This is a genomic window from Vibrio sp. V15_P4S5T153 (assembly GCF_963874485.1).
Classification (GTDB): Bacteria; Pseudomonadota; Gammaproteobacteria; order Enterobacterales; family Vibrionaceae; genus Vibrio; species Vibrio anguillarum.
In genome coordinates, this window is record NZ_CAWNHR010000005.1 from 16344 (window position 1) to 30876 (window position 14533).

The following is a 14533-nucleotide window of genomic DNA, read 5'->3' on the forward strand; positions in this document are numbered from 1 at the left end:
GGAGCAAGTCTTATGGGGCCATTACCAACAACGAAATACGCCTCCTAATCATGGTTTTAGAGAAAACGCCCAGAATGATGAGCTCTACTGTGACCTGCGTTACCAAGGGCAAATAGAAGACCGCGAATCCGGCCTTTACTACAACGTTAATCGCTATTACGATGCAGACAGTGGCCAGTACCTAAGCCCAGACCCTATAGGGTTTGCGGGAGGGCTAAGGCCACAGGCGTATGTATTTAACCCTCTGGATTGGGTCGACCCGCTGGGTTTGGCGGGTGTAGTTCAAAATATCAACCGGAAGAGGTGCTTGGTAGAAAAGTCTATAAAAATACAGAAGATATTTTGCCGGGAAAACCTGAGTTTGTTGATTCTTCGGTTCATCCGTCTGTCAAAAGTAAAGTTGCGGATGGCTGGACTAACGTAGATCTAATGAAAAAAGGCTATGCACCGATTGGTCCAGATGGAAAACAAATGAACTTACACCATATAATTGGTAAAGAACCAGGACCGATGGTTGAGGTAGTTTCATCTACGCATAAAAAACATCATAAAGCTCTACACGGGCTAATAGAGGATGGAAATAGTTTCAGAAACAATGCTAAGTTAGATTATCAATATAATAGATTTAGAAAGGATTACTGGAAAAGTAGAAGTTTAGATTTTTTGTGAGGTAATAATGAAAACAATAGCTGAGTTAATAGATTATTTAAATGACAATACTGATGATGAGGTCTTTTGGCTAGGACAGGCTAGTGATGAGCAAATTGAAATCTTAGAGTTAGAGTTGGGAACGATACTTCCTGAATCATTAAAGGAATTTTTCCGCTTAGTGGGTGGAGGAGGCACTGTAGAGGAAGAGATATCAGGAATCATCGCTGATAATGCATTAGCAGAATCTCATGGTAGCATACTGTTTGATACATTTTATTGTAGAAACGAGTTTGGATTACCTGATTATTTAGCTGTTATATATTTAAGGGAGGATGAAGTTTGCTGGTGTATTAACTTATTGCCCGACGAATTTGGTAAGATCGTTAGTTATAACCTATTCAAGCAGAAAGTTGATAGAATAATGTATGATTCTTTTGAAAATTTCTTAGAAGAATATGTTGAACTTAGAACAGACGGTTTTATTACTTGAGCAGCAGTTAGGAACTAATAAAGCGAGCCTGCGGCAGTATCAATACGATGCCCTAGACAGGCTCGTAGGCATTAACGATGCCAAACGCGGTAAATCGAGGTTCAGTCTAAACGCCAATGGCTAAGTTCAAGCCGTCCGCCAGCAAAAGACGTGGGAAAGTCAGCAACGCTTTGTCCACCTGTTTGGTTACGACAGTGAACTCAACCTTAACCAACAAGGCTTTGCCACTGAATATGGTGATAGCAATGTAGTCTCGCTCGATGATGCACGAGTCACACGCCAATCTCGCCACTACGATAAGGCGGGTCGTGTATTGGATACGGGCCGATTCCGTTATCACTACGACATGTGTGGTCGCGTGGTCGAGAAAACCGAATACAAAGACGGCTTCCGCCCAAAAACCACTCGTTTTGTTTGGAATGGGGATGACAGGCTCACACATATCGAACTCCCCGATGGTGGGCGGTACCGCTACCGTTATGACCCATTAGGCAGGCGAATCGCAAAAGAGTGTTTAAGCACCCAGCGAATCACTGAGTATTTGTGGGATGGGGCAAACATTGTCCAGCACAGCCAAAAGACCGCCGATGGCAGTGTTGTTCAGACAATCGAATACCTGTACGAGCCAGAAACCTTCCGCCCACTCGCACAGGTGACACATAAGGCCAACCAAGCGTCTCAGCTACACTATATCGTAACAGACCATGCAGGTACGCCACAGGAGCTGTGCAGTGAGAATGGCGAGGTCGTTTGGCAAGGGGAGCAAGTCTTATGGGGCCATTACCAACAACGAAATACGCTTCCTAATCATGGTTTTAGAGAAAACGCCCAGAATGATGAGCTCTACTGTGACCTGCGTTACCAAGGGCAAATAGAAGACCGCGAATCCGGCCTTTACTACAACGTTAATCGCTATTACGATGCAGACAGTGGCCAGTACCTAAGCCCGGACCCAATCGGGTTTGCGGGCTGGTTAAGGCCACAAGCGTATGTGTTTAACCCGCTGGAGTGGGTTGACCCGTTGGGGTTGGCTGGATGTAGCAGTGACGCAGCAAAACTGGCGTCGAATCTGGGGCCTAAACCAGTTGGAGGAGGTCAGCATGATGCTCACCATATAGTAATGTCTAACTCCCAAGATCCAAAAATGAAAGAATTGAGGGAGAAAATGAAAGAACTTGATATAGACATAAATGACAAGCGCAATGGAATATGGTTACCGAATAAAGTATCAGATCAGGTTCCCGGTGGGACGGCAACAGCGCATAAAGGGCAAGGTGTTCATGGTAAAGCATATAAACAGCATGTATATAATAAACTTAGCAACGCTAGAGATAGAGGGAGTTTCCTTTCAGGATTATCTGAGCTCAAAAATGAGCTTGCAACTGGAAAAATATTCCCATTAGCGAGGTAGTAATATGGATTTTGAAAAAAGTATTGCAGAGCTTGCTGAATATATTCAAGGCAGGAAGTTTGATGCAGTAATTAATAGAATTGATGGTATGAAAGCTCATTCAGTAAGCTGGTCGGTGCAACCATCGAAAGAGTTTCTCCCGTTTAAAATTATGTTGTCAGGTTTAAGGCCCGCTCCACTTGTTAAAGAACCTGTTAATAAAACTAACGCGTTTGAGTATAACTTTAATGAACAAGGTAAATTGTTTTTGATAAACAGCTATGGGCAAAAAGGAAGCATAGAGTGGAAAGAGTATGTAGACTTAGAGAGTAATATATCCGTGTCTGTGGATAAATATTATGATTTTTTGTATTGTAGTAAATTGATTGTTGATGATTCTGATGATTTAATAGCTTCGATATATATTGATGATGAGGTTAAAGTATATTATTCATATGTGTATGAAGGTGGGGTGATTAATTCTATAAATGTACGTTCAAGTCAGAATGGATATATTGAAACTACTCTTTTTGTTGAAAGGAATGGTTTGGAGTTGGTTAATATTTACTACTTTTTTAATGAAAAGAAAATGTATCTTATTAATTGAGATGAATTAACAGAATTACAAGGGCAGGCACTATTTATAAAGGCCACATGCTAATACAGCGCGAGGCCTTAGTTGGCTCTTGTCACAATAGACAAGAGGTTAAACCTAGGCAGTAGCCAGTGACATTTGAACGAATTTACGCTCTGACAATGAACAGCAGGAATTGCCAAGCGCGAACAAGTTGATAGTTTGTTGCTATTAGGGTGTGCTGATATAGATGGGGGACGGGAAGCTAGCCATCCAATCGAAGTAAGTGGATACGACGTTTGTTCAACTTGAGCTTCGCCTGTTTTGTACTAACAACTCATATCCGCTCCATCCGTTGGGGCATTTGTCCCTTCAATTCTTACGCGCGTCGACCACTATCAGTACGACGCCGCCTCTCGCTTAACCTACACCGAAAATGGTGATGCATGGGTATCCTTTGCTTACAGCCCATCAGGGCTGCTATTGGAAGAGAACCTCAACGGCACCCCAATCGTTCATGAATACGACGAACATGGCCGCCGTATTGGTTCATCAGGCAGCAAAACCGCACGACAATATCAATGGGCTAAGCACCAATTACAGCAACTGTCTGTAGGCGAGCATACGCCGCTGCAATTTGCGTATCACCCCAGTGGGCATGAGCAAACTCGCGCCACAGAGCAGGGGTTTAGCCTTCACCATCAATGGAGTGAAACAGGGTTACTGTTGCAACAACAGCTTGGTAGAAATGGTGATAGCTTACGCCAGTATCAATACGATGCCCTAGACAGGTTAGTGGGCATTGACGATGCCAAACGCGGTAAATCCAGATTCAGCCTAAACGCCAATGGCCAAGTTCAAGCCGTCCGCCAGCAAAAGACGTGGGAAAGTCAGCAACGCTTTGTTCACTTGTTTGGTTACGACAGTGAACTCAACCTTAACCAACAAGGCTTTGCCACTGAATATGGTGATAGCAATGTAGTCTCGCTCGATGATGCACGAGTCACACGCCAATCTCGCCACTACGATAAGGCGGGTCGTGTATTAGATACGGGACGATTCCGTTATCACTACGACATATGTGGTCGCGTGGTCGAGAAAACCGAATACAAAGACGGTTTCAGACCCAAAACCACCCGTTTTGTTTGGAATGGAGATGACAGGCTCACACATATAGAACTGCCCGATGGCGGTACCGCTACCGTTATGACCCGTTAGGCAGGCGAGTCGCAAAAGAATGTTTGAGCACCCAGCGAATCACTGAGTATTTGTGGGATGGGGCAAACATTGTCCAGCACAGCCAAAAGACCGCCGATGGCAGTGTTATTCAGACAATCGAATACCTGTACGAGCCAGAGAGCTTTCGCCCACTCGCGCAGGTGACGCATAAGGCCAACCAAGATTCTCAGCTACACTATATCGTGACAGACCATGCAGGCACGCCACAGGAGCTGTGCAGTGAAAATGGCGAGGTCGTTTGGCAAGGGGAGCAAGCCTTGTGGGGCCATTATCAACAGAAAAATACGCTTCCTAATCATGGTGTTAGAGAAAACGCCCAAAATGATGAGCTCTACTGTGACCTGCGTTACCAAGGGCAAATAGAAGACCGCGAATCCGGCCTTTACTACAACGTTAATCGCTATTACGATGCAGACAGTGGCCAGTACCTAAGCCCGGACCCAATCGGGTTTGCGGGAGGACTGAGGCCACAGGCGTATGTGTTTAATCCGCTGGAGTGGGTTGACCCGTTGGGGTTGACTGGGTGTGGCAGTGACGCAGCAAAATTGAGAAAAAATATGCTTTCTGATGGTCAAGTTGAACCGGATTATCCGAACTCAGCACATCATATTGTGATGTCTAACTCTACTCACCCTGATGTGATTGCGACGAGGGAGCATTTGTCTAAATATGGTGTCGATATTAATGACTCAAGTAACGGTGTATTCTTACCAACAAGTACAAAAGTAAAGGAGCAGTATGACTTAAGCAGTGTTCCTCATTCTAGAGTGCACACTAATAAATATAAAAAAGAAGTGAGGGAAAGAATTGTGAATAAGTACTCAGCTTTGGAAATAAAATCTATAGCTAAATCATTGTCCGATGGGAGCTTTATTTTTTGATGAAAAACGAAATTAAAACTAAAGAATTGAAGGCTTTGTTATCTGATTATATTGATAGTTTGGGGCTTAGTGTATTCTCGATAGGGTTTACCCTAGTTTTTGATGAAAATGATTTTCCTGAAGTTTTAGTTGGTGTTTCGACATTCAGAGAAGTAGAAAATTGGGTCTCTGAATTTGGCTGTGATGCTAAGTATTATTTATGGAATACCGCAGAATATGGACTTTTTGAAATATCTGATTTTGAGGATTTTCCATATTTTGATGAGAACTTACCTTCAAGGGATAGTTATTTAGAGGATATTCAAAGGTTGTTGAGAGATCTGAATGAGTGTATGCTTAGAGAGGGTAAGAATATATATTTGTATGCACATGATGTCGAGGATGACGATTTTTTTGGGTTTTTACAAAAATCACTGTGCAAAGAGCAGTTAAAAGAAATTGATCTGTGCAAATATATTTAGTGAATATTAGAAATTTGAAAGCGAAATCAACGTAATTACAAGGACAGGCACTACTATAAAGGCCACATGCTTATACAGCGCGAGGCCTTGGTTTGCCCTTATCGCGATAGGTAAGTGGCCAAATCTAGGCAGTAGCCAGTGATGTTTGAACGGATTTACGCTCTGACAATGAAAATCCTGAATTTCCAAGCCCCAACAAGCATATAGTTTGTTGATATTAGGGTGTGTTGATAAAGATGGGTGACGGGAAGCTAGCTATCCAATCGAAGTAAATGGATGCGACGTTTGTTCAAATTGAGCTTCGCCTGTTTTGTACTAACAACTCATATCCGCTCCATCCGTTGGGGCACCTGTCCCTTCAATTCTTAAGCGTGTCGACCGCTATCAGTATGATGCAACCTACACCGAAAATGGTGATGCGTGGGTCTCCTTTGCTTACAGCCCATCAGGATTGCTCCTTGAAGAAAACCTCAACGGCACCTCGCTCGTTCATGAATACGACGAACATGGCCGCCGTATTGGTTCATCAGGCAGTAAAACCGCGCGACAATATCAATGGACTAAGCACCAATTACAGCAACTGTCTGTAGGCGAGCATACGCCGCTGCAATTTGCGTATCACCCCAGTGGGCATGAGCAAACTCGCGCCACAGAGCAGGGGTTTAGCCTTCACCACCAATGGAGTGACACAGGATTACTGCTAGAGCAACAGCTTGGTAGAAATGGTGATAGCTTACGCCAGTATCAATACGATGCCCTAGACAGGCTCGTAGGCATTGACGATGCCAAACGCGGTAAATCCAGGTTCAGTCTAAACGCCAATGGCCAAGTTCAAGCCGTCCGCCAGCAAAAGACGTGGGAAAGTCAGCAACGCTTTGTACACTTATTTGGTTACGACAGTGAACTCAACCTTAACCAACAAGGCTTTGCCACTGAATATGGTGATAACAATGTTGTCTCACTCGATGACGCACGAGTCACACGCCAATCTCGCCACTACGATAAGGCGGGCCGTGTGTTGGATACGGGTCGATTCCGTTATCACTACGATAGGTGTGGTCGCGTGGTCGAGAAAACCGAATACCAAGACGGCTTCCGACCCAAAACTACCCGTTTTGTTTGGAATGGGGATGACAGGCTCACACATATCGAACTGCCCGATGGCGGTACCGCTACCGTTATGACCCGTTAGGCAGGCGAGTCGCAAAAGAATGTTTGAGCACCCAGCGAATCACTGAGTATTTGTGGGATGGGGCAAATATTGTCCAGCACAGCCAAAAGACCGCCGATGGCAGTGTTATTCAGGAAATTGAATACCTGTACGAGCCAGAGAGCTTTCGCCCACTCGCGCAGGTGACGCATAAGGCCAACCAAGATTCTCAGCTACACTATATCGTGACTGACCATGCAGGCACGCCACAGGAGCTGTGCAGCGAAAATGGCGAGGTCGTTTGGCAAGGTGAGCAAGCCTTGTGGGGCCATTACCAACAGAAAAATGTGCTTCCTAATCATGGTTTTAGAGAAAACACCCACAATGATGAGCTCTACTGTGACCTGCGTTACCAAGGGCAAATAGAAGACCGCGAATCCGGCCTTTACTACAACGTTAATCGTTATTACGATGCAGGCAGTGGCCAGTACCTAAGCCCAGACCCAATCGGGTTTGCGGGCTGGTTAAGGCCACAGGCGTATGTGTTTAACCCGCTGGAATGGGTTGATCCGTTGGGGTTGGCAGGGTGTCCGAAGTGGGTGCCAAAAGAAGTTGAAGGTAGGAAAGTATACCAGAGGGATGATTTAATTGATCCAAATAGAATCGATGATTTAGGTAAATCTAATTTGGAGAGAATGCAAAAAGGAAGCGCTCCAGTAGGCGCCGATGGACAGGAGATTAATTTACATCACCTGACGCAAGATGAACCGGGACCTATGGCAGAGGTTGGGGGCGTTTTTCATTCTACACATGATAGAGTCCTTCACCTTTATTCAAACCAATGGGATAAATCATGGGTAGGGCCTGATGGAGTACGCAGAACTTATAATAGTGCACCACCGTCAATGAATCGTAGTCCATTTAATTCGTGGAAAAAAAGATACTGGAAAGCCAGAGCAAGAGATTTTACTTAAGGGGAAAATAATGAGTTATGAAAATTTAGTCAAAATAATGGAGAGTAGTGGGGGGGAGATTGAATGTTCCTCCCCTGTAACTGAAAAAACTATCTGTGAGTTTGAACGCGGGCTAAATGTAAAATTCCCCGAAAGTTATAGGCAGTTTTTAAAGACGTTTGGGTTCTTATCTTTTGATGGAGAAGAGTTTTATGGAGTCACCCCTTCAGGAATTAACGCAAAAAGTATACCTTCTGTATACTTTGCAACATTATCAAGTCGAGAACTGGGCGACATATCTGGTGACATGATAAAAATAAAATCTTCAGGATATGGTCCTAACATTTGTATAGACGTATCTGATGAAAGTAAAGGGGCTGTTTATGAAGTTCCTCTATCTTACAAGCGGGATAAAGAAAAGTTTAAACTATCTGATTCATTCCATGAATTTATATATGATGAGATACTCAGAATTGTCAGTGAGTTGAATGAGTAGTTTCACGAAAAATTAAATTAAGGGAAACTAACAAGAAAATAACAAGGACAGGCACCACTATAAAGGCCACATGCTTATACAGCACGAGGCCTTGCTTTGTCCTTATCGCGATAGGTAAGGGCCAAATCTAGGCAGTAGCAAGTGATGTTTGAACGGATTTACCCTCTGACAATGAATAGTCGGAATTGCCAAGCGCTAACAAGTTGCTTCTTTGTTTGGGTTAGGGCGTGATGATAAAGATGGGGGGACGGGAAGCTAGCTATCCAGTCGAAGTAAATGGATACGACGTTTGTTCAAGTTGAGCTTCGCCTGTTTTGTACTAACAACTCACATCCGCTCCATCCGTTGGGGTACCTGTCCCTTCAATTCTTAAGCGTGTCGACCGCTATCAGTACGACCAGTACGACGCCGCCTCTCGCTTAACCTACACCGAAAATGGTGATGCATGGGTTTTCTTTGCTTACAGCCCATCAGGATTGCTCCTTGAAGAAAACCTCAACGGCACCTCGCTCGTTCATGAATACGACGAACATGGCCGCCGTATTGGTTCATCAGGCAGCAAAACCGCACGACAATATCAATGGGCTAAGCACCAATTACAGCAACTGTCTGTAGGCGAGCATACGCCGCTGCAATTTGCGTATCACCCCAGTGGGCATGAGAAAACTCGCGCCACAGAGCAGGGTTTTAGCCTTCATCACCAATGGAGTGAAACAGGGTTACTGCTGCAACAACAGCTTGGTAGAAATGGTGATAGCTTACGCCAGTATCAATACGATGCCCTAGACAGGCTGGTGGGCATTGATGATGCCAAACGCGGTAATTCGAGATTCAGTCTAAACGCCAATGGCCAAGTTCAAGCCGAACGCCTGCAAAAGGGTTGGGACAGTCAGTACCGCTTTGTCCACCTGTTTGGTTACGACAGTGAACTCAACCTTAACCAACAAGGCTTTGCCACTGAATATGGTGATAACAATGTTGTCTCACTCGATGACGCACGAGTCACACGCCAATCTCGCCACTACGATAAGGCGGGTCGTGTATTGGATACGGGTCGATTCCGTTATCACTACGATAAGTGTGGTCGCGTGGTCGAGAAAACCGAATACAAAGACGGCTTCCGACCCAAAACCACCCGTTTTGTTTGGAATGGGGATGACAGGCTCACACATATCGAACTGCCCGATGGTGGGCGGTACCGCTATCGTTATGACCCGTTAGGCAGGCGAATCGCAAAAGAGTGTTTAAGCACCCAGCGAATCACTGAGTATTTGTGGGATGGGGCAAACATTGTCCAGCACAGCCAAAAGACCGCCGATGGCAGTGTTATTCAGGAAATCGAATACCTGTACGAGCCAGAGAGCTTCCGCCCACTCGCGCAGGTGACGCACAAGGCAGACCAAGCGTCTCAGCTACACTATATCGTGACTGACCATGCAGGCACGCCACAGGAGCTGTGCAGCGAAAATGGCGAGGTGGTTTGGCAAGGTGAACAAGCCTTATGGGGCCATTATCAACAGCAAAATACACTTCCTAATCATGGTTTTAGAGAAAACGCCCAGAATGATGAGCTCTACTGTGACCTGCGTTACCAAGGGCAAATAGAAGACCGCGAATCCGGCCTTTACTACAACGTTAATCGCTATTACGATGCAGACAGTGGCCAGTACCTAAGCCCAGACCCGATAGGATTTGCGGGCGGGTTAAGGCCACAGGCGTATGTGTTTAACCCGCTGGATTGGGTTGACCCGTTGGGGTTAATGCCTCTGCATAATCCGGTAAATCAGGGCCACCATATGGTTCCTCATTCTGTTGCTAGTCATATGGGAATATCACCATTTAACTCACAGCAAGGGGTGCCAGCCATGTATTGGGATGATAATCAATGGACTGGTTTAGAGCATAGCGCTATGCATGGTTACAACGGTATTGGGACCCAAACTAAACCTTTAGTAAAGCCAGCGTCAGTTGATAAAGCAAAGCTTACTCCAGATGAATGGATGGCAAGCCTCAAAGCTCATTATGAGAATCCCGAACTAAGTGGGATTAGAGGAGATTTGCATCTTATAGATGGAGCTGGGAACAAAGGTGAATTGATAGCTAAAAATGTAAGTCCAGCTGAAGCTTGGGAGCATACTATAAAATGGGGATAGAAGAAAAAATGTCCATAAAAATTGATGCCGCATATCTGTACGATATTAATGACTTGCTGAAAAACACTACTTTTTTGCCAACAGGTGGGAGTGTTGTTTCTAGTGAAATACAAGAACTGGGTGTCCGGAGAAAGTGTATTCTAGAAACAGAGGTTGTAAATGAATCAGCGATAGATGTCAGCAATTCTGTTGTTGAGGTATTTATTGGTGTGTTTGAAGCAGTTTCGAACGAGGCCGTCATCTTCAGTAACGATGAGATGAACCTTAGAGTTGTAATCAATAATTTGGATGCTGGTGTTCTGTACCACTACAAACTTTTAGCTGAAATACAAACACCAGAAGTAGCTAAAAAGTCTCCTGAAGTTGTGTCAGAGTCTGCTATTCGAGAATCTGAGATACTAAGTTTGAGATTTGTATTTTGTAGTAGTGATTTTGAGCTGAATAGAGTTGATGAACTGTCGTATGTTTATGATAGTTACAATGAATTAGGTTTTTTTGCAACTGACATTGATAAACTTAATAAATTTTTTAATGAGTCAGACATGAATATTGGTAATGACTTAATCGAAGAATTTACAACAACTGAGTTGGCGGGAAGTATTTTTGATGAAGGGTTAGGTATCTTATGTTGGGGGGGAACGCCATGGACTTACTTTGTTCGTTCTGAAAACGACTTCACAATATATGGTGATGACTCCGGCTACGAAGGTAATCACTATCTAAGAGAAGACATTATCGAACTTTCCATTATCCCTGGGCAAGCTCTTAGAAATTGGAACCATTGCAACTCTATAACTTGGCCGAAGCTGAAAATTTTCGGTGATGGGAAGTATGTTAGTGCGAAGGTTTTAGTTAAGAATGAATTAGTAACACCTGAAAGGGAGAAGTTGGGATTCTTTTCTCCAATACCAACATATTTATTAATCAGGCATAATGATTCCAGTAGTGTAAGCCCATTGCTGTACTCAAAAATTCTATAATATTTATTACCAAGCTTCGTTAAAAGTGGTCTAACCTCAAAGCCTAGACCATTATTTAGCTATTCATTAAAAACTAAAATAAAACGGACAGGCACTCCTGAAGAAAACTCTTACTAATACAGCGCGATGCCTTGGTTGGCTCTTGTCACGATAGGTAAATGGCCAAATCTAGGGAGTAGCCAGTGATATTGGAACGGAACTAAGCTCTGACAATGAACAGTCGGAATTACCAAGCGCCAACAAGCAGATAGTTTGTTGATATTAGGGCGTATAGATAAAGATGGGTGACGGTAAGTTAGTTGTCTTCGAGTTTGTATCGCCCTCTAACAGGCAAATTTAGAATATATTTTTTGATATCTAGGAAAATAAAATGAAAAAAACGTTAGTTGTACTTTCTATATTATTATCATTTTCATGTTATGCGAATAATTTTAAAGAAGCGGAAGGTCTAGTTTGGTCTGGCCAGTCTCAAAAGGCAATAACCATGATTGACCAAAATCCAGATCTGATCAAAGCGGTTGACAAGCCAATGTTAGTTACTATGTTACACATTGCTTCTATGATTGGGAACACCGAAGTTGCAGAGTATCTTTTGAAAAACGGTGCTGATGTAAATGCTAAAGACGTGGAGGGAGGCACTCCACTATTGCGAGCTAAAGCAAATGAGCATTCAGATATTGTTGATTTGTTGATAGCTCATGGTGCGGAGGAATAAAAATAACAAGGACAGGCACTATTAATTATAAAGGTCGCATGTTTATACAGCGCGAGGCTTTGGTTTGCCCTTGTCGCGATAGGTAAGTGGTCCAACCTAGGGAGTAGCCAGTAATATTGGCACGGAATTAAGCTCTGACAATGAACAGCAGGAATTGCCAAGCGCTAACAAATTGATTCTTTGTTTGGATTAGGGCGTGATGATAAAGATGGGGGATGGGAAGCTAGCTATCCAGTCGAAGTAAATGGATACGACGCTTGTTCAACTTGAGCTTCGCCTGTTTTGTACTAGCAATTCATACCTACCTCATCCTTTGTGGTGTCTGTCCCTTCAATTCCGTTGGGTAGGCGAGTCGCAAAAGAATGTTTAAGCACCCAGCGAATCACTGAGTATTTGTGGGATGGGGCAAATATTGTCCAGCACAGCCAAAAGACCGCTGATGGCAGTGTTATTCAGGAAATTGAATACCTGTACGAGCCAGAGAGCTTCCGCCCCCTCGCGCAGGTGACACATAAGGCCAACCAAGCGTCTCAGTTACACTATATCGTGACAGACCATGCAGGCACGCCACAGGAGCTGTGCAGCGAAAATGGCGAGGTCGTTTGGCAAGGTGAACAAGCCTTATGGGGCCATTACCAACAACGAAATGCGCTTCCTAATCATGGTTTTAGAGAAAACGCCCAGAATGATGAGCTCTACTGTGACCTGCGTTACCAAGGGCAAATAGAAGACCGCGAGTCCGGCCTTTACTACAACGTTAATCGCTATTACGATGCAGACAGTGGCCAGTACCTAAGCCCAGACCCAATAGGGTTTTCAGGCGGGTTGAGGCCACAGGCGTATGTGTTTAACCCGCTGGATTGGGTTGACCCGTTGGGGCTATCACGATACCCAGGTGTTGATTTTACTAATTCTCCCGACTTGTTCCCGATCAAAGGTGGACAACAAAATATTGTAAAAATAAAGATGCAGGGAGCTAGGGGTAGAGACTTTACACAAGCATTTAAAGAGTCTGGTATCACTAGAAAAGATGCTGAAGGATACACTTGGCACCATGTTGACGATTTTAACCCAGAAACAGGCAGCACAACTATGCAGTTAGTGAAGAGAGAAGCCCATGAAGCAACTTTCCCTCATGGTGGATCTGTTTCTCAATATGAGAAAGAGTTTGGTGTGACATACGATACAAGAGAAGCCATCGTTGTCTCTGAAGAAAAAGGATGGCTGAAAGGTAAACCACCAAAGTGTAAGTAACAAGTGAGCATAATTATGAACATAAAATTAGAGAGAACGGGAAGAACAATAGCTCTTGATGACCTTTTTGACTTGGAGGGAATAATAGGTTTTGATCTCCCGGAACAATTTAAGAATTTTTATTTAAAGAATAATGGTGGGGTTCCTAACCCCAATCATTTTCCTGCTCATAAGGAATTTGATCCAATATGTATTTCCTCTTTTTTGTGTGTGAAATATCCATGTGGCACAGAAAATAATATTGAAGATACATATCAGAAAGGAGTGAGAAAAAACTACTTACCGAGTGACTTATTACCATTTGCTGTTGATTGGGGTGGTAATTATATTTGTATAAATAAAATTAATGAGATATTTTTTTATTCAGTAGATAGATGGTGTGAAGATTTAGATAATCACGAAAGTATAAATAGAAATAAGAGATTTATTTGTCAGTCATTTGAAGATTTTATTAATTCATTGGTTGATGAAGATGAAGCATATGATTAGTAATAGTAAATAAAAAGGACAGGCACTACTAAAGGCCACTTGCTTATACAGCACGTGCCCTTGTCACGATAGGTAAGTGGCCTAATCTAGGCAGTAGTTAGTGACATTTGAATAGATTTGAGCCCTGACAATGAACAGCCGGACTTGCCAAGTGCCAGCAAGCAAATAGTTTGTTGAGGTTAGGGTGTGCTGATAAAGATGGGTGACGGGAAGCTAGCTATCCAATCGAAGTAAATGGATACGACGTTTGTTCAAGTTGAGCTTCGCCTGTTTTGTACTAACAACTCATATCCGCTCCATCCGTTGGGTCACTTGTCCCATCAATTCTTACTCGTGTCGACCACTATCAAGTATGATGCCGCATCGTAGTCTCGCTCGATGATGCACGAGTAAAACGCCAATCTCGCCAATACGATAAGGCTGGCCGTGTATTAGATACGGGGCGATTCCGTTATCACTACGATAGGTGTGGTCGCGTGGTCGCGTGGTCGAGAAAACCGAATACCAAGACGGCTTCCGCCCAAAAACCACCCGTTTTGTTTGGAATGGGGATGACAGGCTCACACATATCGAACTGCCCGATGGTGGGCGGTACCGCTACCGTTATGACCCATTAGGCAGGCGAATCGCAAAAGAGTGTTTAAGCACCCAGCGAAT

General features: G+C 43.8%; 17 protein-coding genes. 16 read left to right on the plus strand and 1 reads right to left on the minus strand.

The features are described 5' to 3' along the window. From AACT42_RS01145 to AACT42_RS01155, 3 genes are all read left to right on the plus strand, one after another. The coding region (locus tag AACT42_RS01145) for an RHS repeat-associated core domain-containing protein (protein WP_254918681.1) at positions 1-424 on the plus strand (424 nt) is incomplete at its 5' end. Between the two features lie 5 nt (positions 425-429). Continuing rightward, complete coding sequence (locus tag AACT42_RS01150) at positions 430-669, plus strand: HNH/ENDO VII family nuclease (protein ID WP_217899766.1); 240 nt, start codon at positions 430-432, stop codon at positions 667-669. A gap of 7 nt (positions 670-676) precedes the next feature. Next, a complete protein-coding gene (locus AACT42_RS01155) occupies positions 677-1141 on the plus strand; it encodes an SMI1/KNR4 family protein (RefSeq protein ID WP_094167916.1) in 465 nt (154 codons plus the stop codon). A gap of 106 nt (positions 1142-1247) precedes the next feature. Here the strand turns inward: AACT42_RS01155 and AACT42_RS01165 are convergent, their stop codons facing one another. Beyond that, a complete protein-coding gene (locus AACT42_RS01165; protein WP_254918682.1) occupies positions 1248-1424 on the minus strand; it encodes a hypothetical protein in 177 nt (58 codons plus the stop codon). 30 nt (positions 1425-1454) lie between these two features. Between AACT42_RS01165 and AACT42_RS01170 the strand changes: the two genes are divergently transcribed. From AACT42_RS01170 to AACT42_RS01230, 13 genes are all read left to right on the plus strand, one after another. Continuing rightward, on the plus strand, positions 1455-2552 hold the full coding sequence (locus AACT42_RS01170; RefSeq protein WP_254918683.1) for an RHS repeat-associated core domain-containing protein: 1098 nt from the start codon (positions 1455-1457) through the stop codon (positions 2550-2552). Positions 2553-2556: 4 nt separating this feature from the next. Further along, positions 2557-3138 carry a hypothetical protein gene (locus AACT42_RS01175; RefSeq protein WP_094183036.1) on the plus strand — a complete coding sequence of 194 codons (582 nt, stop codon included), beginning with the start codon at positions 2557-2559 and terminating at the stop codon, positions 3136-3138. Positions 3139-3588: 450 nt separating this feature from the next. After that, complete coding sequence (locus tag AACT42_RS01180) at positions 3589-4323, plus strand: RHS repeat domain-containing protein (RefSeq protein WP_254918684.1); 735 nt, start codon at positions 3589-3591, stop codon at positions 4321-4323. A 23-nt stretch (positions 4324-4346) separates the two neighbouring features. After that, positions 4347-5225 carry an RHS repeat-associated core domain-containing protein gene (locus AACT42_RS01185; protein WP_254918685.1) on the plus strand — a complete coding sequence of 293 codons (879 nt, stop codon included), beginning with the start codon at positions 4347-4349 and terminating at the stop codon, positions 5223-5225. After that, positions 5225-5686, plus strand: a complete 462-nt coding sequence (locus tag AACT42_RS01190) for a hypothetical protein (RefSeq protein WP_094183037.1) — start codon at positions 5225-5227, stop codon at positions 5684-5686. The genes AACT42_RS01185 and AACT42_RS01190 overlap by 1 nt, the downstream gene beginning before the upstream one ends. Before the next feature lie 451 nt (positions 5687-6137). Next, positions 6138-6878 (plus strand): RHS repeat domain-containing protein, encoded by a 741-nt coding sequence (locus AACT42_RS01195; RefSeq protein ID WP_254918686.1) that lies wholly within the window; start codon positions 6138-6140, stop codon positions 6876-6878. A 23-nt stretch (positions 6879-6901) separates the two neighbouring features. Further along, entirely contained in the window at positions 6902-7810 is a 909-nt protein-coding gene (locus AACT42_RS01200) for an HNH/ENDO VII family nuclease (protein WP_254918687.1), read from the plus strand. A gap of 10 nt (positions 7811-7820) precedes the next feature. Further along, entirely contained in the window at positions 7821-8285 is a 465-nt protein-coding gene (locus tag AACT42_RS01205) for an SMI1/KNR4 family protein (RefSeq protein WP_072612094.1), read from the plus strand. Positions 8286-8761: 476 nt separating this feature from the next. Next, positions 8762-10438, plus strand: a complete 1677-nt coding sequence (locus AACT42_RS01210) for an RHS repeat domain-containing protein (protein WP_254918688.1) — start codon at positions 8762-8764, stop codon at positions 10436-10438. Continuing rightward, the gene (locus tag AACT42_RS01215; protein WP_094183038.1) at positions 10429-11418 is read left to right on the plus strand and encodes a hypothetical protein; all 990 of its coding nucleotides are present in this window, start codon (positions 10429-10431) and stop codon (positions 11416-11418) included. The genes AACT42_RS01210 and AACT42_RS01215 overlap by 10 nt, the downstream gene beginning before the upstream one ends. Positions 11419-11788: 370 nt before the next feature. Further along, complete coding sequence (locus tag AACT42_RS01220; protein WP_094183039.1) at positions 11789-12133, plus strand: ankyrin repeat domain-containing protein; 345 nt, start codon at positions 11789-11791, stop codon at positions 12131-12133. Positions 12134-12451: 318 nt separating this feature from the next. Further along, positions 12452-13387 carry an RHS repeat-associated core domain-containing protein gene (locus tag AACT42_RS01225; protein ID WP_217899767.1) on the plus strand — a complete coding sequence of 312 codons (936 nt, stop codon included), beginning with the start codon at positions 12452-12454 and terminating at the stop codon, positions 13385-13387. Positions 13388-13402: 15 nt separating this feature from the next. Continuing rightward, complete coding sequence (locus tag AACT42_RS01230; RefSeq protein ID WP_094183040.1) at positions 13403-13876, plus strand: SMI1/KNR4 family protein; 474 nt, start codon at positions 13403-13405, stop codon at positions 13874-13876. The last annotated feature ends 657 nt before the right edge of the window (positions 13877-14533 follow it).